At 31.8% G+C, this 16,232-nt stretch carries 22 protein-coding genes and 2 other annotated features; of the genes, 21 read left to right on the top strand and 1 reads right to left on the bottom strand.

Annotated elements, in window-relative coordinates:
• Positions 1-56: 56 nt before the first annotated feature.
• The 15 genes from ACU68Y_RS05895 to ACU68Y_RS05965 all read left to right on the top strand — a co-directional run bounded on the left by ACU68Y_RS05895 (position 57) and on the right by ACU68Y_RS05965 (position 10,626).
• Positions 57-545: a MogA/MoaB family molybdenum cofactor biosynthesis protein gene (locus tag ACU68Y_RS05895; RefSeq protein ID WP_002841630.1), complete on the top strand. Its 489-nt coding sequence runs from the start codon at positions 57-59 to the stop codon at positions 543-545.
• Positions 546-602: 57 nt separating this feature from the next.
• On the top strand, positions 603-1,160 hold the full coding sequence (gene efp, locus ACU68Y_RS05900; RefSeq protein ID WP_002838657.1) for an elongation factor P: 558 nt from the start codon (positions 603-605) through the stop codon (positions 1,158-1,160).
• A 76-nt stretch (positions 1,161-1,236) separates the two neighbouring features.
• Positions 1,237-1,386 (top strand): 50S ribosomal protein L33, encoded by a 150-nt coding sequence (rpmG, locus tag ACU68Y_RS05905; protein WP_002835319.1) that lies wholly within the window; start codon positions 1,237-1,239, stop codon positions 1,384-1,386.
• Positions 1,387-1,395: 9 nt separating this feature from the next.
• Entirely contained in the window at positions 1,396-1,614 is a 219-nt protein-coding gene (gene secE, locus ACU68Y_RS05910; protein ID WP_002838623.1) for a preprotein translocase subunit SecE, read from the top strand.
• A 23-nt stretch (positions 1,615-1,637) separates the two neighbouring features.
• Positions 1,638-2,219 (top strand): transcription termination/antitermination protein NusG, encoded by a 582-nt coding sequence (gene nusG, locus ACU68Y_RS05915; protein WP_002838609.1) that lies wholly within the window; start codon positions 1,638-1,640, stop codon positions 2,217-2,219.
• Between the two features lie 88 nt (positions 2,220-2,307).
• On the top strand, positions 2,308-2,733 hold the full coding sequence (gene rplK / locus ACU68Y_RS05920; RefSeq protein WP_002835316.1) for a 50S ribosomal protein L11: 426 nt from the start codon (positions 2,308-2,310) through the stop codon (positions 2,731-2,733).
• Positions 2,734-2,771: 38 nt separating this feature from the next.
• Positions 2,772-3,473: a 50S ribosomal protein L1 gene (gene rplA / locus ACU68Y_RS05925; protein ID WP_002838605.1), complete on the top strand. Its 702-nt coding sequence runs from the start codon at positions 2,772-2,774 to the stop codon at positions 3,471-3,473.
• A 57-nt stretch (positions 3,474-3,530) separates the two neighbouring features.
• The gene (locus ACU68Y_RS05930) at positions 3,531-4,676 is read left to right on the top strand and encodes an AI-2E family transporter (protein ID WP_446755295.1); all 1,146 of its coding nucleotides are present in this window, start codon (positions 3,531-3,533) and stop codon (positions 4,674-4,676) included.
• A 43-nt stretch (positions 4,677-4,719) separates the two neighbouring features.
• Positions 4,720-4,843 (top strand) — a sequence feature (ribosomal protein L10 leader region).
• 20 nt (positions 4,844-4,863) lie between these two features.
• Positions 4,864-5,406, top strand: coding sequence for a 50S ribosomal protein L10 (rplJ, locus tag ACU68Y_RS05935; protein WP_002841616.1), 543 nt, complete (start codon positions 4,864-4,866; stop codon positions 5,404-5,406).
• A 29-nt stretch (positions 5,407-5,435) separates the two neighbouring features.
• Complete coding sequence (gene rplL, locus ACU68Y_RS05940) at positions 5,436-5,807, top strand: 50S ribosomal protein L7/L12 (protein ID WP_002841620.1); 372 nt, start codon at positions 5,436-5,438, stop codon at positions 5,805-5,807.
• Between the two features lie 92 nt (positions 5,808-5,899).
• Positions 5,900-6,137 (top strand) — a binding site (T-box leader).
• A 62-nt stretch (positions 6,138-6,199) separates the two neighbouring features.
• Complete coding sequence (gene metG, locus ACU68Y_RS05945; protein WP_446755294.1) at positions 6,200-8,200, top strand: methionine--tRNA ligase; 2,001 nt, start codon at positions 6,200-6,202, stop codon at positions 8,198-8,200.
• Complete coding sequence (locus ACU68Y_RS05950) at positions 8,200-8,967, top strand: TatD family hydrolase (protein ID WP_446755293.1); 768 nt, start codon at positions 8,200-8,202, stop codon at positions 8,965-8,967. Before metG ends, ACU68Y_RS05950 begins: the two co-directional genes overlap by 1 nt.
• 3 nt (positions 8,968-8,970) lie before the next feature.
• Positions 8,971-9,495: a ribonuclease M5 gene (gene rnmV, locus ACU68Y_RS05955; RefSeq protein WP_002838656.1), complete on the top strand. Its 525-nt coding sequence runs from the start codon at positions 8,971-8,973 to the stop codon at positions 9,493-9,495.
• Positions 9,492-10,343, top strand: a complete 852-nt coding sequence (gene rsmA / locus ACU68Y_RS05960) for a 16S rRNA (adenine(1518)-N(6)/adenine(1519)-N(6))-dimethyltransferase RsmA (RefSeq protein WP_004269561.1) — start codon at positions 9,492-9,494, stop codon at positions 10,341-10,343. Before rnmV ends, rsmA begins: the two co-directional genes overlap by 4 nt.
• 52 nt (positions 10,344-10,395) lie before the next feature.
• The gene (locus ACU68Y_RS05965; protein WP_002838618.1) at positions 10,396-10,626 is read left to right on the top strand and encodes a glutaredoxin family protein; all 231 of its coding nucleotides are present in this window, start codon (positions 10,396-10,398) and stop codon (positions 10,624-10,626) included.
• Positions 10,627-10,700: 74 nt separating this feature from the next.
• Here the strand turns inward: ACU68Y_RS05965 and ACU68Y_RS05970 are convergent, their stop codons facing one another.
• Complete coding sequence (locus tag ACU68Y_RS05970) at positions 10,701-10,889, bottom strand: DUF1858 domain-containing protein (RefSeq protein ID WP_002838641.1); 189 nt, start codon at positions 10,887-10,889, stop codon at positions 10,701-10,703.
• A gap of 121 nt (positions 10,890-11,010) precedes the next feature.
• Here ACU68Y_RS05970 and mgtE point away from each other — a divergent pair, with 121 nt between their 5' ends.
• From mgtE to ACU68Y_RS06000, 6 genes are all read left to right on the top strand, one after another.
• Positions 11,011-12,378, top strand: a complete 1,368-nt coding sequence (gene mgtE, locus ACU68Y_RS05975; protein WP_002841609.1) for a magnesium transporter — start codon at positions 11,011-11,013, stop codon at positions 12,376-12,378.
• A 121-nt stretch (positions 12,379-12,499) separates the two neighbouring features.
• Entirely contained in the window at positions 12,500-12,739 is a 240-nt protein-coding gene (locus tag ACU68Y_RS05980; protein ID WP_002838626.1) for a Veg family protein, read from the top strand.
• Between the two features lie 76 nt (positions 12,740-12,815).
• Positions 12,816-13,082, top strand: a complete 267-nt coding sequence (locus tag ACU68Y_RS05985) for a glutaredoxin domain-containing protein (RefSeq protein ID WP_002838658.1) — start codon at positions 12,816-12,818, stop codon at positions 13,080-13,082.
• The gene (gene ispE, locus ACU68Y_RS05990) at positions 13,072-13,905 is read left to right on the top strand and encodes a 4-(cytidine 5'-diphospho)-2-C-methyl-D-erythritol kinase (RefSeq protein ID WP_316450940.1); all 834 of its coding nucleotides are present in this window, start codon (positions 13,072-13,074) and stop codon (positions 13,903-13,905) included. Before ACU68Y_RS05985 ends, ispE begins: the two co-directional genes overlap by 11 nt.
• Positions 13,880-14,665: a glutamate racemase gene (gene murI, locus ACU68Y_RS05995; protein WP_446755292.1), complete on the top strand. Its 786-nt coding sequence runs from the start codon at positions 13,880-13,882 to the stop codon at positions 14,663-14,665. Before ispE ends, murI begins: the two co-directional genes overlap by 26 nt.
• A gap of 4 nt (positions 14,666-14,669) precedes the next feature.
• The gene (locus ACU68Y_RS06000) at positions 14,670-16,055 is read left to right on the top strand and encodes an aminopeptidase (protein WP_041250592.1); all 1,386 of its coding nucleotides are present in this window, start codon (positions 14,670-14,672) and stop codon (positions 16,053-16,055) included.
• Positions 16,056-16,232: the final 177 nt, after the last annotated feature.

The following is a 16,232-nucleotide window of genomic DNA, read 5'->3' on the forward strand; positions in this document are numbered from 1 at the left end:
GTATTTTTATATAATATCAAGGTCAAGCAAATATATTGACACAAAGAGGTTTTAATATGTATAAAGTAGCAGTGCTTACAGTATCAGATAAGGGTTCTCAAGGTAAAAGAGAAGATTTAAGCGGTAAGAAGATTATTGAGATCATCGAAAAAAACGGATATAAATTAGAAAAATATGATATTGTAGCAGATGAAAAAGAATTAATAAAAGAAAAGTTAATCGAATATTCCAATGATAATATAGAATTGATTTTGACTACAGGTGGAACTGGATTTTCAAAAAGAGATGTAACTCCAGAGGCTACATTAGAAGTTTCGGAAAAACTTTGTTTGGGAATTAGTGAAGCGATAAGAAATTATTCGATGACGATTACAAAAAGAGCAATGCTTTCAAGAGCTGTTTCAGTTATTAGAAAGAACTCACTCATAATCAATATGCCGGGTAGTCCAAAGGCTGTTGAGGAAAGTTTGGAATATATAATTGATACATTAGATCACGCTTTGAAAATTTTACAAGGCGATGCATCAGAATGTGCGAGAAAATAGTTGTTCATAATTAATTAGTAATGTATAATATATGATAGATAATTGTAGGAGGTATATATGATACAAGCAGGAGATTTTAGAAAAGGCACAACTTTTGAAATGGATGGAGATGTATGGCAAATTATAGATTTCCAACACGTTAAACCAGGTAAAGGTGCAGCTTTTGTAAGAACAAAAATCAGATCAGTTATGACTGGTTCAAACAGAGACATGACTTTCAATCCTAACGAAAAATATGAAGAAGCTAGAATTGAAACAAGAGAAATGCAATACTTATACAACGACGGAACTTTATATTATTTCATGGACCCAGATTCTTATGAACAATTACCAATTGATAAAGCTAGTGTAGAAGAAGCTATTCTTTACATAAAGGAAAATGATATGGCAACAATTAAATTTTTCAAAGGTAAAGCATTCCAAGTTTCTCCACCAAACTTTGTTGAGTTAGAAATCACTCAAACAGAACCTGGTATTAAAGGTAACACTGCAACAGGAGCTACAAAACCAGCCACTGTAGAAACAGGAGCTACAGTTAATGTACCTTTATTTGTAAATGAAGGAGATAAAATTAAAATAGATACAAGAACTGGAGAATATTTATCAAGAGTTTAGTATTTGTTGACTTTTCAACGCGTTTATGATAAAGTAGTACGGTGGATTTTGTCCATACTAATAGAGGAGGTCTAATATGAGAGATAAAGTAATTTTAGAATGTACTGAATGCAAGAGCAGAAATTACACTACTAAAAAGAATAAAAAACTTCACCCTGATAGAGTGGAAACAAACAAGTATTGTAAATTCTGTAAAAAGCACACTCTACACAAGGAAACAAGATAGGAGGAGCTTATGGCAGCGAAAAATGCGCAAAATTCTAATCAAAAATCAGCCCCAAAAAATCAAGGATTTTTAAAAGGCGTGAAGACTGAATGGAATAAAATTGTCTGGCCGACACCAAAGGAAACTTTAGAATACTCAGTAGTAGTAGTAATAATTTCCTTTATAGTTGCATTAATCGTGTACGGATTAGATACTGTGTTCCAACGTTTAATTGGACTATTTATTTAGATTAGAAAGGAACAGTATCCACAATGACCGAAAAAAATAACACATTTATTGAAAATGCAACTGAAGATTTTAAAGAACGTGCCAAAGAGGGAAAATGGTATGTAGTGCATACTTACTCTGGACACGAAGGTAAAGTAAAAGTTAATATTGAAAAAATGGTAGAAAATCGTGGTTATATCGACGATATATTTGAAGTAGTAGTACCTACTGAAGAATATGTTTCAGAGGTCGGTGGAGCTAAAAAGTTAAAAGAAAGAAAGATCTTCCCCGGTTATGTTTTCGTTAAGATGACAATTACCGATGTCTCATGGTATTTGGTTAGAAATACCAGAGGTGTTACAGGATTTGTAGGACCAGAATCAAAACCTGTAGCAGTTAGTGAAAAGGAAATTCAAAAATTCGCTCTTAAAAATCAATCTTATTCTAAAAAAGAAATTGATGTTAACGTAGGAGACAATGTAAATATTGTTTCTGGAGCGTTTAGTGATCAAGTAGGTATTATTGAAGAAATAAATACCGAAAAAGCTATCTGTAAAGTTTTAATTTCCTTGTTCGGCAGAGACACATCTGTTGAAATTAGCTTTGATGATATCGAAAAAATATAAATTTGAATATAAGTTATTTAATTAATTTCATATAGATCGATGTGGGAGGTTAGCCCCGATAACCACAATAGTTTAAGGAGGAACTAATATGGCTAAAAAAGTACAAGCAATAGTAAAGTTACAAATTCCTGCAGGTAAAGCAACACCTGCACCACCAGTAGGTACAGCACTTGGACCTCACGGTGTTAATATAATGCAATTCACAAAAGAGTTCAACGCAAAAACTCAAGATCAAATGGGAATGATTATTCCAGTTGTTATGACTGTTTACCAAGACAGATCATTCACATTTATTACAAAGACTCCACCAGCACCAGTTCTTATCAAAAAAGAATTAGGATTAAATTCTGCTTCAGGAGAACCTAATAAGACTAAAGTTGGACAATTAACTAAAGAACAAGTTAAGAAAATTGCTGAAATTAAAATGCCTGACTTAAATGCAGCAAACTTAGAATCTGCTATGAGCATGATCAAAGGTACAGCAAGAAGTATGGGAGTTACAGTAGAAGAATAGTGGGAGATTTAGTTCGTTAGAACCACAAGGAGGATTATATGGCAAAAAAAGGTAAAAAATATCAAGAAAGTGCAAAATTAATTGATAGAACAGTTGAATATAAATTAGATGAAGCTAGCAAATTAGTTGTTGAAACTGCTAAAGCTAAGTTTGACGAATCAGTAGAATTACACGCAAAATTAGGTGTAGATAGTAGACACGCTGACCAACAAGTTCGTGGTACTATCGTACTTCCTCATGGTACAGGTAAAGACCAAAAGGTTGCTGTATTTGCTAAAGGTGAAAAAGCTGAAGAAGCAAAAGCTGCAGGAGCAGATTTCGTAGGAGCAGAAGATTTAGCAGAAAAAATCCAAAAAGAAGGTTGGTTAGGATTTGATGTTGCAGTAGCTACTCCAGATATGATGGGTGTTGTAGGTAGAATTGGTAGAATCTTAGGACCTCAAGGTTTAATGCCAAACCCTAAAGCTGGTACAGTAACTATGGACGTTACAAGTGCAATCAAAGAAATCAAAGCTGGTAAAGTTGAATATAGAACAGATAAAAGCAATATCATTCACGTTCCAGTTGGAAAAGTTTCTTTCGGAGAAGAAAAAATCGCAGAAAACATCAATGCGTTAATGCAAGCAATATTGAAAGCAAAACCAGCTTCATCAAAAGGTAAATATATTAGATCTTTAACAATTGCTTCAACAATGGGCCCTGGAATCAAGGTTAATCCATTACAATTTGCAAAAGAATAATATATAAGAAATTTTTAGCCACCGTAAAGGTGGCTTTTCTTAAATTCGGAGGGAAAAATGAAATTATTAAAAGACGACAAAAGAAAAATCCAAATAGGAATTACTATATTAATCGTTCCGGTTATTTTGGCATATCTTTTGTTTAATGGAAAATCAATAGGAAATGCATTAAGTACTTTTATGGCGATTATATCTCCATTTATTATTGGTGCTGCATTAGCTTTTGTCTTGAATATGCCGATGAATTTTATTGAGAATAAACTTTTAAAAAAATGGACTTCAAAGCCAGGTCTAAAAAGGGCAATATCTCTTCTAATAAGCTTAGTAATAGTTAGTGCGATATTAACATTTGTAGTGACACTTATAATTCCTAATTTTTTAGAGGCTATTAAATCACTAATACAAGGTATTCCGGTGTTGGTTGAAAAGTTAAGAAAATATCCAGAAATAGCAAAACAATTAGATAAAATTTATGACACATACGCTATAACAAGTACTCATGATTTGTTTGTAAAATTAAAGCCTTATTTAACTAAAAATGGATTGGATATATTGAACAATGTATTTTTTGGAATTAGTACAGTATTTTCTGTTGTACTTAGCTTTGTAGTCTCGTTCACATTTGCCGTTTATTTATTATTCTCAAAAGAAACGTTGAGAAGACAATTCACAGAATTAACTTATGTTTTCTTCAGCGGGAAAACTGCAAAAAGAATTATTGTTTTCTTCAAAGTCGCTTACGAAAAATTTTACTCGTTCTTTAAAGGCCAATTTATCGAAGCATTTATGCTTGGGTTTATGTGTTTCATAGGAATGTATTTATTGAAGATGCCAAACGCTGCAACAGTTAGCGTATTAATTGGTTTTGGAGCGTTGATTCCACTGGTTGGAGCTATACTAGGAGCTGCTCTAGGAGCTTTGATTATTTTAATCGAATCTTTTTCAAAAGCGATTATGTTTGTGATTTTCATAATTGTACTTCAACAATTTGATGGTAATGTAACTTATCCTAGAATTGTTGGATCATCAGTGGGACTTCCATCTATTTGGGTTTTAGTTGCAGTTATCATAGGGGCGGCAGTAAGTGGTATTGTTGGTATGCTTATTTTCGTTCCAATATTTGCTACAATCTATGAATTATTGTACAGATATAAGAAAAAGAAATTAGAAGACAAAAACATTTGTATTATTGAAGAAAAATAATAAAAAAGTGTTGACATATTCATTGAATATGATATAATAATCAAGTAATTAATTTGGGCTACCGAAGACAGTAGGGACTATTAAGTTTAATCATCCTACAGAGGAGCATAAGATATGAGTTTATCAGTCTTTCTGTCTTTGGATGGAAAGACTTTTTTAGTGTAGCCTTTTTCATGGAGGTGAAATAATGAAAGAACACGTTTTAAATCAAAAGAAAGCTGTTGTCGAAGAAATTAAAGGACACATTAATGATGCTAAATCAATGGTTATCGTTGATTATAGAGGATTAGATGTTAGTGAAGCAACAGAATTAAGAGAAAAATTCAGAAATGAAAATGTATTATTCAAAGTATACAAAAACACAATGATGAATTTTGCTTTTAAAGAATTAGGATTTGAAGGATTCTTAGATTACTTATCTGGTCCTAACGCAGTTGCATTCAGTATGGATGATCCAATCGCAGCAGCCAGAATAGCAAAGGAATTCGCAGCAGATCACGAAAATTTAGAAATTAAAGCAGGTTATTTAGGAGACAAATTCTTAGATGTTGAAGGTGTGAAGAAAATCGCATCTATTCCTTCAAGAGAAGTTCTTCTTACAAAAATGCTTGGAAGCTTCAAAGCTCCAGTATCAAAATTTGTATATTTAGCAGATGCTATTGCTAAATCAAAAGCAGAAGGTTCAGAAGAAGCTGAATCAAACGAAACTACTGAAACAGTAGAAGAATAATTAATTAAAATAAAATTTGGAGGTAAAAAATGTCAATAGATGAAATCTTAGAAGCAGTTGAAGGCTTAACTGTTCTTGAATTAAATGAATTAGTAGAAAAAGCAGAAGAAAAATTTGGAGTATCAGCAGCAGCTCCTGTAGCAGTAGCAGGTGGAGCACCAGCAGCAGGTGGAGCACCAGCAGAAGAAAAATCAGAATTTGATGTAATTTTAGCATCAGCTGGTGAAGCAAAAATGAAAGTTATTAAAGCAGTTAAAGACTTAACTGGTTTAGGATTAAAAGATGCTAAAGCTTTAGTAGACGAAGCACCAAAAGCAATTAAAGAAGGCGCTTCTAAAGAAGAAGCTGAAGAATTAAAAGCTAAACTTGAAGAAGTTGGAGCTACTATCGAATTAAAGTAGTCGATAAAATTATGGAGAGGTTATGTATAATAGCCTCTCTTTTTTATTGCTTGACAAATTATTTGTTTATGATATTATTTTAATATATGTATAAAATGACTATGATGAGATGAGTATGTGGTAATTTTTTTAAAGAGAGTCTTAGTTTGCTGGAATAAGATACTAAATTATTACAGAATATGGTCTTTGAGTTTGAAAAGTTGAATAGCTTATGCTTTTAAACTTTTCCGGGAGCATCCGTTATCAAATGCTAGGCATGAAAGTGCCAAACAATGAGAGAATATTTTTTATTCTAAAATTAAGGTGGTAACGCGGATTTTCGCCCTTATATGATGTATGTCATATAAGGGCTTTTTTATTTTATTGTAGTTTATTTATTTTGGAGGGAAATTATGTCAGAAGAAAAGAAATCATATTATATTACTACGCCGATTTATTATCCAAGTAGTAATTTACATTTAGGCCATACTTATACGACAATTATTGCAGATACTTTGAAAAAATTCAAAAAAATTCAAGGCTATGATGTGTTTTTGACTACAGGTACTGATGAGCATGGTCAAAAATTATACGAAAAAGCAAAAGAAAAAAACATGGGAGATAATCCACTAAATTACATCGATCCAATTGTACAAAGCGCTAAGGATTTGTGGAAGAAGCTTGACATTGATATAGATAGTTTTGTTAGAAGTACAGACAAGGTGCACGAAAAAAATGTTCAAGAAATTTTCCAAAAATTATACGATAAGGGAGATATCTACAAATCTACTTACAAAGGACATTATTGTGTTGATTGTGAAGCTTTTTGGACAGAATCACAACTTAAGGATGGAAAGTGTCCAGATTGTGGAAGAGATGTTCACTATCATGAAGAAGAATCATACTTTTTTAGATTATCAAAATACAAAGATAGAATTTTACAATTATACAAAGATAATCCGGACTTCTTAAAACCGGAATCTCGTAAGAACGAAATGGTGAACAACTTTTTAAGTGGTGAATTGGAAGATTTATCTGTATCTCGTACAAGTTTTGACTGGGGAGTTAAGGTTCCGTTTGATGATAAACATATAATTTACGTTTGGATTGATGCGCTTAGCTGCTATTTGACTGGAATTGGTTATGGACAAGATGAAGAATTATTCAACAAATTCTGGCCATGCGATATTCACTTGGTTGGAAAAGAAATTGTAAGATTCCACACAATTATTTGGCCAGCTTTGTTGATGGCGTTGGATTTGCCATTGCCAAAGAGAGTTTTTGCTCATGGATGGATTTTGTTCAATGAAGATAAAATGAGTAAATCAAAGGGAAATGTATATTATCCAGAACCAATCATTGATTTATACGGTGTGGATGCTTTGAAATACTATATTTTAAGAGATTTTACTTTTGGTAATGATGGTAACTTTACTACAGAAAGATTTATGAACAGGTTCAACTCAGATTTGGTAAATGATTTAGGAAATCTTGTGAGTAGATCAGTGTCGATGGTTGAAAAATATTTTGATGGTGTTATTCCACAACCAAATGCCAACAACGATATTGACAAGAGTTTGATATCTGTAGTTGAAGGATGCCAAGAAAAAGTTGAAGAGTTATTAGAAGAGCTAGATTTTTCAAATGCGCTTGAAGAAATTTGGAAAGTTGTTAGAAGAGCCAACAAATACATCGATGAAACTACTCCTTGGATTTTGATTAAAGAAGATCCAGAAAGATTGAAGACTGTTTTGTATAATTTGATGGATGCGATAAGAGTTATCTGTATTTTAACTTCTCCATTTATCACTGAAACTAGCAACAAAATAAAAGAACAAATCGGTCTTTCTGAAATAAAATGGGAAGATGGAAGAGTGTTCGGTAAAACTGTTGTTGGAACTAAGGTTCAAAGAGGAGAAAACTTGTTCAATAGATTAGATATCAAGAAAGAAACTGAAAGATTGAATGAGGTTAACGATAAATTAATCGAAGAAAGAACTGGTAAAAAAGTTTCTGAATTAAGAGACGGTAACGATGAAGAAGCTGCTAAAAAATCCAAGAAAAAATCTAAAAAAGCTAAGACAAAAGAAGAAATCACTATAGATGATTTTGACAAGCTTGATTTGAGGGTTGGACAAATCATGGAAGCAAAACAACATCCAGATGCCGATAAACTTTTGGTTTTCAAGGTTAAAATCGGAGAAGAAACAAGACAAATAGTTTCTGGTATTAAAAATTGGTATGAGCCAAATGATTTGATAGGCAAGAAGGTTATTGTTGTTTACAATTTGAAGCCTGTTAAATTAAGAGGAGTAGAATCTCAAGGTATGCTTCTTGCGGCAAGTAAGGGAGATAACTTGACAATGGCAAGCTTACTTGATTCAGAATTTGAAGACGGAGCGACTGTATCTTAATGGGAGATTATGTAATATACGACACACATTGTCACTTGACAGATGAGAAATTTGATTTTGATAGAGATAAAATAATCGAAAATCTTAAATCAAATTCTGTAATAAAAGCAATGCTTCCAAGTGACAATGTAGAAAACTCCATTAAAGCCATTGAATTGTCTGAAAAATATGATTTCTTATACAATGCTGTAGGAATTCATCCTGAAGAAGACAGTAGATTTACAGATGAAGATATTTTGAAAATAGAAGAATTATCAGACAATCCAAAATGCAAAGCTATTGGAGAAATTGGGCTTGACTATCATTATGAACACGATAAACAAAAGCAAAAATATCTTTTCGAAAAGCAAATGCAAATCGCTGAAAGAAAAAACTTGCCTGTTATTATTCACACAAGAGATGCAATCCAAGACACATACGATATCTTGAAGAAATATCCTAATGTGAGAGGAATAATGCACTCTTATTCTGGAAGTTATGAAATGGCTATGAAATTTATTGATTTGGGATATTATATTTCATTTAGTGGAGTTGTGACATTTAAGAACGCAAGAAATGTCAAAGAAACGTGTGAGAAACTACCGATTGATAAAATTCTGGTAGAAACAGACTCACCTTACTTGACTCCTCATCCATATCGTGGTAAAAGAAACGAACCTAAATATGTGAATTTGGTGTTACAAGAAGTTAGTTTGTTGAAGAAAATGTCGGAAAAAGAAGCGGCACAGATAATTTGTAATAATGCTGATGATATTTTTGGATGGTAAATTATGATAAAAGAAATAATAGTTGTAGAAGGAAGAGACGATGAACAAAGAGTCAAAAGAGCACTAGATTGTGAAGTTGTATGCACTGGTGGAATTTATTTTAGTGATAAATTACTCAAAAGACTCAAAAAAATCGACCAAGATAGAGGAATAATAATTCTAACTGATCCAGACTACGCTGGAAATAAAATCAGAAAAAGAATTAATGATTTTATTCCAACCGCAAAAAATGCATTTATTGCACAAGATTTGTGTATCAAAGATGAAGACATTGGAATCGAAAATGCAAAAGAAGAAGATATCAAAATAGCCATAGAAAACGCTCATCCATCAATGATTGATTCTAAAAACGAATATACAATGGATGATATGATTTACTACGGATTGGTAGGAGAAGAATCCAAAGCACTTAGAATAAAGGTTGGCAAAATCTTAAATATAGGTTACGGAAATGCGAAATCTTTTCTGAGAATGCTTAACAATTACAATATTTCAAGAGAAAAATTAGAGGAGGCTATAAATAGATGAGTTATAAACTTCACCAACCTTCCTATATAAAGGAAATATTGGACAAATTTGGATTCAAATTTTCAAAAGCTTTGGGCCAAAATTTTCTTATAGATGGTAATTTGATTGAAAATATTATAGATTATTCTGATATTACAGAAGACGATTACGTAATTGAAATTGGCCCTGGTTTTGGAACGTTGACAGAAAGACTTGTTGACAAATGTAAGTTCTTGTATTCTATAGAAATAGATTCAAGACTTATGGATGTTTTGAAATATACTGTTGGCGATAGAGAAAATTTTAAAATAATAAATGAAGATGTATTGAAGGTGGATTTGAATGAACTCAATCATGAAGATAAAAAATTCAAAGTGGTTGCAAATCTTCCTTATTACATCACAACTCCCATTATTGAGCACTTGTTCAATTACAGAGATATCATCGAATCAATCACTGTTATGGTTCAAAAAGAAGTGGCAAATAGAATGGTAGCTGATGTGGGAAGTAAAGATTATGCATCATTGAGTTTGTTTGTAAAACAAAACAGCGATGCGAAAATAATACTAAATGCACCAAAGACAGTGTTCATGCCACAACCAAAAGTAGACAGTGCAGTTGTCAATATGAAACTCAAAAAATTAGATGAAGATATTGACCAAGAACTTTTACGCCAATTAATAAGATCAGGCTTTAGCAAAAGAAGAAAAACCATATTGAACAGTTTCACCAGTGGATTTGTAAATGTCGACAAGGAAAAATTAAAGGCAATTCTTCAAGAATTGGGATTAAAGGAAAATTTAAGAGCCGAGAATTTGTCACTAGAAGATTACAAAAATATTGTTAAAAAGTTGAGTCTAATTGATTAGGATTTTCAAATAAGGGTATATATAAAATACAGACTTTTAAGGAGGTATTTTTATGAAAGATGTAGTAATTTATACAAGTGATGGATGTCAATATTGCCACGCAGCAAAAGATTATATGGACGAAAACAACGTAAAATATACAGAAAAGAATATATCACAAGATCAAGAAGCTAGAAAAGAACTTATGAAAAAAGGTCACATGGGTGTTCCTGTTACAATCATAGGTGATGAAGAAATAGTTGGATTTGATCAAGCTAAATTAAAAGAAGCTTTAGGATTATAAAAAAACAAAAACTACTTGTCAATTGACAGGTAGTTTTTTTATGTAAAAACCCGCTTTAATCAGCGGGAATAATATTAGTTTTTGTTTAATTGTTCTAATAGATAATTTACATCTAGTCCATGAACCATGCAAGCTTCTTCTAAACTTTCCATTTGGCTGGCTGGACAACCTATACAAGATAATCCGTTTCTGAATAAAACTTCTACAGAATCAGGATTGCTTCTAATAATGTCTCCAATTAACATATCTTTAGTAATTTCCATAAAATCACCCTTTCATCATTTATAATCTTATTATAATATAAGCTTTAAGTTCATTCAAGTAAAAATATTTCATATCTATGTTATAATTTAATATGAAATAGAAATATAGGTGGTGAGTAATATGATGGATGAAAAATTTGAACGTCATGAAATAGATATGGATTTGCTTAACAAATATCTAGAAGACAAAGACTATTTAAAACTAAAAAACCAAATTCAAAAATACAACCCAGTTGATATTACAGATTATATTGAATCATTAGATTTAAAAAGCGCTATGCTTGTGTTCAGATTATTGAACAAAGATGACAGTATCGATGTGTTTTCTCATATGGAAAAGGATCATCAAACAAGGCTGTTAGAAGCATTTAGTGATAAGGAAGTTAAATTCATAGTAGACGAGCTATATTTCGACGATATGATTGACTTAATCGAAGAAATGCCAGCAGGAATTGTTAAAAAAGTTCTCAGACATACGGACAAAAGCGAAAGAAATCTTATAAATCAATTCTTAAATTATCCTGAAGATTCAGCTGGATCATTGATGACAATAGAATATATTGAATTGAGATCTTATTATACTGTAAGGAAAGCTCTCGAGGTTATTAAAAAAACAGGCGTGGATAAACAAACTGTATATACATGTTTTGTTACTAACGAAAAGAAAACTTTGTTAGGATTCATTTCTTTGAGAACTATAGTAACCAATGAACCGGAAACATTAATCGAAGATTTAATGGATGAAGATGTAATTTACGTTCATACTGACGATGACCAAGAAACCGTAGCAGATGTGTTCAAAAAATACGGATTCGTAGTTCTTCCTGTAGTAGATAACGAAAAAAGACTTACTGGTATTATAACAGTTGACGATATCATGGAAGTCATGGAACAAGAGGCAACAGAAGACTTCCAAATCATGGCAGGTATGAGTCCAGATGAAGATGAATACTTGGATCAAAGCGTATTTAATTTAGCAAAAAAACGTATTGCGTGGCTTTTGATACTGATGATTTCTGCTACTTTTACAGGATCAATAATGACTCATTACGAATCACTATTGGGACAAGCTATTATTCTAACGGCATTTATTCCTATGATAATGGATACAGGAGGAAATTCAGGTTCGCAATCATCGACGCTTATTATTCGTGGACTTGCAACTGGAGAGATTAGTACAACAGATTGGCTAAAAGTATTTTTCAAGGAATTCAGAGTAGCACTGATAGTTTCTGTGGTTATGAGCATTGTTTGTTTCATAAAAACCATGATTATAGACAAAGTTTCAGTACCAGTTGGGTTAGTTGTTTCATTAACTTTAATATTCACAATTGTGACAGCAAAATTAATAGGTGGAATGTTGCCAATAATCGCTAAGAAATTAAAATTAGATCCAGCAATTATGGCAGGACCGTTGATTACAACAATAGTAGATGCGTTGAGTTTGTTGATTTATTTCGAGATGGCACACGTAGCTCTTGGATTATAAAAAAATCCTTAAAAACTATTGACATATTTTTAATATTACTGTAAAATAATTTATTTAATTTGACTTTACAATGACACAGTGGTATAATGTGAATAACGACGAATCTGTTAGGAGGAATAACGTGAAGGAAATTAACGATTTGAACATGATTAGAAGTCAAGTGCGAAGTAATATTGGAAAAGATGTTATTGTCGAGGCAGATAAAGGACGAAATAAAATTGTTACTAACAAAGGAACTATTAGTCAAGTGTTCCCAAGTTTATTCACAATCAAAGTAACAAACGAATACGATTCTGAAAGAACTATATCGTATACTTACTCAGATATACTTACATCAACAGTGAAGTTAGAATTATGTTAAAAAGCGACCGTTAGGTCGTTTTTTTAGTTTGATTTAACATTTAAACAATAGTATAATTTATTATTAGAGGTGTATTATGAAGTTAAAATTATATATGTCAGAAAAATGCCCAGATTGTGTAGATGCAATCGAACTTTTAAAAAATGCCGGTATTGATTATGAAGAAATCAATATTACAGATTCTATGAAAAATCTCAAGGAATTTTTTACTTATAGAGATAATAGAAATGAATTCGAATCAATTGTAAAGGACAACAAAGTAGGAGTTCCTATGATAACTGATGGCAAAAAGATAGTATTTTTTGAAAAATTAGAAGATTTAAGAGTGTTTGATGAAGATTAATAGTTACGCAAAGATAAATCTATCGTTAGATGTTCTTGATTTAAGGGAAGATGGATATCATAACATCGACACAATTATGAACCTGATTGATCTGCACGATGTTATAGAAATAGATCGTAATAATACTAATGAGTTAAAACTTAGCTCCAACAATTCGAATTTTCCTACTGATAAAACTAATTTGATATATAAAATATTTGAAAATTTAAAAAAGTTTAGAAAAATCAACTGTGGCTATGATGTGTTTGTAGATAAACAAATCCCTATATCAGCAGGACTTGCAGGAGGAAGCTCCAATGCATGCGAATTTTTGATGTATGTTAATGATGATTTGTCGTTAAATCTTTCAAATGAAGAAATCAAGGAAATCTGCAGATTAACAGGAGCAGACACTTTCTATTTTACGAGCAAAAAATGTGTCAGAGCAACAGGAATTGGAAATGAGTTTGTTAGACTATCTGATTTTTCTAATAAAAACATAATAATTGTAAATAACGGAATGAGTATATCTTCAAAAGATGTGTATGATAATTTGAAAGAATCAAACGGTGGACTTGGTAAAATTACTGTTGCAATTGATAGCAGAGATTATGAAACTTTTTACAGGCAAGCATTTAACACGATGGAAAGTGTATCAGAAAAATTAGTCGAAGAAATCTCTGATATAAAGGAACAGTTGAACAATCTCGGCTGTGATTTGTCACTTATGAGTGGATCGGGACCAACTGTTTTTGGGATTTTTGAAAATTATAATGACTATGAGAATTGCTACAATAAATTAAAGGATAAATATAAGTATGTATTCAAAACAAAAACCTTATAACAAAATAGGATTCGTGGATTCTGGATTGGGCGGACTTACAGTATTCAAAAAAGTAAAAAAACTGATGCCCAATAAGGAGTATATTTACTTTGCTGATAGTGCAAATGTACCTTATGGCTCCAAAACTAGAGAACAAATGATTAAAATTTCCGAAAATATTGTTAGGTTTTTTAATGAACAACAGATAGATTTACTTGTAGTAGCGTGTAATACATTAACATCAATAGCTTTAAGTCACATGAGATCAATTGCCAACTTTGATATAATTGGAGTTGTTGAATACGGCGTTAAATCTGCCCTACAAACAACGTCCAACAAGAAAGTTGGAGTGATAGCTACAAAAGCTACCGTAGACTATGGGTTATATAAAAAATTATTAGAACAAAATGACATTGAAGTATGCCAATCAGCATGTCTCGATTTTGTAGGATTTGTAGAAGAAGACTGCAAAGATAAAGAAAAGATTTTAAAAAAAGTAGAGGAATACTTGAAACCTATTGTAGAATTTGGAGCAGACACGATAATTTTGGGGTGCACACATTATCCAATTTTAATTGAATACCTGAAAGAATATACAGGAGAAAATATTACATTTGTAGATCCTGCAGACTCTCTTAGTGAAGATATTTATCAGATTTGTGGGAACTATCAAAATAAATGTGACATTAAATATTATGTCACAAAAAATCCATCTGATTTTAAAATTAATGGATCTAAAATTATAGGAGAACCTATAGAAAATGTTACAGAAATGGAGTGATTTTATGGAATTGAATTACGAAAAGAAAAGTATTTGGGAAGTTGTAGATGAACAAGAACACAAAGAAATCTACGCTTACGGTGAAAGATACAAGAACTTCTTAGATAACTGCAAAACTGAAAGAGAAGCCACAGGATTTATTGTTAATCAAGCAAAAGAACATGGATTTGTTGAATTAAAAGAAGCTTTAAAAGGACAAATCAAAAAAGGCGACAAAATTTATATAAACAATAAGGACAAATCTTGTGTGTTAGTTGTTATTGGTGAAGACATTAACGAAGGCCTTAACATAGTTGGCTCACACTTGGATTGCCCAAGATTAGATGTTAGAGCAGTACCTTTTTCAGAAGATAAAAACATCCTAATGATGAAGACACACTACTATGGTGGAATTAAAAAACATCAATGGACAACAATTCCATTGGCAATGCATGGCGTAATCTTCACAAATGAAGGCAAAAAAGTTGAAATCAAAATCGGTGAAAAAGAAGATGAACCAGTATTCTACATCACTGAACTATTAGCTCACTTGTCAAAAGATTTGAACGCAAAAACATTGGGAGCAGCAATTGAAGGCGAAAAATTAGCTATAATAGCTGGTCACGATAGCTACAACTTTAAAAATGAAAAAGAAAACCCAATCAAAAAATGCATATTAAAATATTTGAACGAAAAATATGGAATAACCGAATCTGACTTCCAAGTAGCAGAATTAGAAATTGTTCCAGCTACAAAAGCAAGAGATGTTGGATTTGATGGAGCAATGATTGCATCTCACGGTCATGACGACAGAGTTTGTGCATATGCTACACTAGAAGCAATCCTTAAAGTTGAAAATCCTAAGAGAACAGCTGTGGCTTTGTTCGTAGATAAAGAAGAAATAGGATCAGTTGGTAATACATCAATGAATGCGCCATACATGGGAAATATGATTGCAGAAATTGCAAACAATCAAAATGAAAATTACAATGATTTAACAATGAGAAGAATCATGGCAAATTCAAAAGTATTGTCAGCAGATGTTACTGCAGCTATTGATCCATTGTATTCTGATGCAACTGAAGATTCTAACACAGCATTAAGTGGATGTGGAATTTCATTAGCCAAATTCACAGGACACGGTGGAAAATTCAGTTCAAATGATGCAAATCCAGAATTCTTAAATGAATTAAGAGAACTATTCAAACAAGAAAAAGTAATGTGGCAAACAACTGAACTTGGTAAAATAGACCAAGGCGGCGGAGGAACAATAGCATATATACTTGCTAATCAAGGAGCAGAAGTAGTTGACATTGGAACAGCAATGCTATCAATGCATGCACCAGTTGAACTATTATCAAAAGCTGATTGCTACATGACAAGCAAAGCATATCATGCATTCTTAAAATAAAATAAACCAAATACAAAAAGCACTTGACAATTAACTTTTATACTGATATTATATAAAAGCACTTTGAGTTAAGTGCTTTTTAAATTACTCAAAAACAAGTAATACACGTAAAATAAAATTAAAAAAATTTTACAAAACACTTGACAAAATGAAATGATGATAGTAAACTATAATAGT

This window comes from Finegoldia sp. P1-F-LS (assembly GCF_052932205.1).

What these genes read in the sequence shown, in the direction of transcription:
- ACU68Y_RS05895 (WP_002841630.1), top strand. Translation starts at nt 57, where the DNA reads ATGTATAAAGTAGCAGTGCTTACAGTATCAGATAAGGGTTCTCAAGGT.
- efp (WP_002838657.1), top strand. Translation starts at nt 603, where the DNA reads ATGATACAAGCAGGAGATTTTAGAAAAGGCACAACTTTTGAAATGGAT.
- rpmG (WP_002835319.1), top strand. Translation starts at nt 1,237, where the DNA reads ATGAGAGATAAAGTAATTTTAGAATGTACTGAATGCAAGAGCAGAAAT.
- secE (WP_002838623.1), top strand. Translation starts at nt 1,396, where the DNA reads ATGGCAGCGAAAAATGCGCAAAATTCTAATCAAAAATCAGCCCCAAAA.
- nusG (WP_002838609.1), top strand. Translation starts at nt 1,638, where the DNA reads ATGACCGAAAAAAATAACACATTTATTGAAAATGCAACTGAAGATTTT.
- rplK (WP_002835316.1), top strand. Translation starts at nt 2,308, where the DNA reads ATGGCTAAAAAAGTACAAGCAATAGTAAAGTTACAAATTCCTGCAGGT.
- rplA (WP_002838605.1), top strand. Translation starts at nt 2,772, where the DNA reads ATGGCAAAAAAAGGTAAAAAATATCAAGAAAGTGCAAAATTAATTGAT.
- ACU68Y_RS05930 (WP_446755295.1), top strand. Translation starts at nt 3,531, where the DNA reads ATGAAATTATTAAAAGACGACAAAAGAAAAATCCAAATAGGAATTACT.
- rplJ (WP_002841616.1), top strand. Translation starts at nt 4,864, where the DNA reads ATGAAAGAACACGTTTTAAATCAAAAGAAAGCTGTTGTCGAAGAAATT.
- rplL (WP_002841620.1), top strand. Translation starts at nt 5,436, where the DNA reads ATGTCAATAGATGAAATCTTAGAAGCAGTTGAAGGCTTAACTGTTCTT.
- metG (WP_446755294.1), top strand. Translation starts at nt 6,200, where the DNA reads ATGTCAGAAGAAAAGAAATCATATTATATTACTACGCCGATTTATTAT.
- ACU68Y_RS05950 (WP_446755293.1), top strand. Translation starts at nt 8,200, where the DNA reads ATGGGAGATTATGTAATATACGACACACATTGTCACTTGACAGATGAG.
- rnmV (WP_002838656.1), top strand. Translation starts at nt 8,971, where the DNA reads ATGATAAAAGAAATAATAGTTGTAGAAGGAAGAGACGATGAACAAAGA.
- rsmA (WP_004269561.1), top strand. Translation starts at nt 9,492, where the DNA reads ATGAGTTATAAACTTCACCAACCTTCCTATATAAAGGAAATATTGGAC.
- ACU68Y_RS05965 (WP_002838618.1), top strand. Translation starts at nt 10,396, where the DNA reads ATGAAAGATGTAGTAATTTATACAAGTGATGGATGTCAATATTGCCAC.
- ACU68Y_RS05970 (WP_002838641.1), bottom strand. Translation starts at nt 10,889, where the DNA reads ATGGAAATTACTAAAGATATGTTAATTGGAGACATTATTAGAAGCAAT.
- mgtE (WP_002841609.1), top strand. Translation starts at nt 11,011, where the DNA reads ATGATGGATGAAAAATTTGAACGTCATGAAATAGATATGGATTTGCTT.
- ACU68Y_RS05985 (WP_002838658.1), top strand. Translation starts at nt 12,816, where the DNA reads ATGAAGTTAAAATTATATATGTCAGAAAAATGCCCAGATTGTGTAGAT.
- ispE (WP_316450940.1), top strand. Translation starts at nt 13,072, where the DNA reads ATGAAGATTAATAGTTACGCAAAGATAAATCTATCGTTAGATGTTCTT.
- murI (WP_446755292.1), top strand. Translation starts at nt 13,880, where the DNA reads ATGTATTCAAAACAAAAACCTTATAACAAAATAGGATTCGTGGATTCT.
- ACU68Y_RS06000 (WP_041250592.1), top strand. Translation starts at nt 14,670, where the DNA reads ATGGAATTGAATTACGAAAAGAAAAGTATTTGGGAAGTTGTAGATGAA.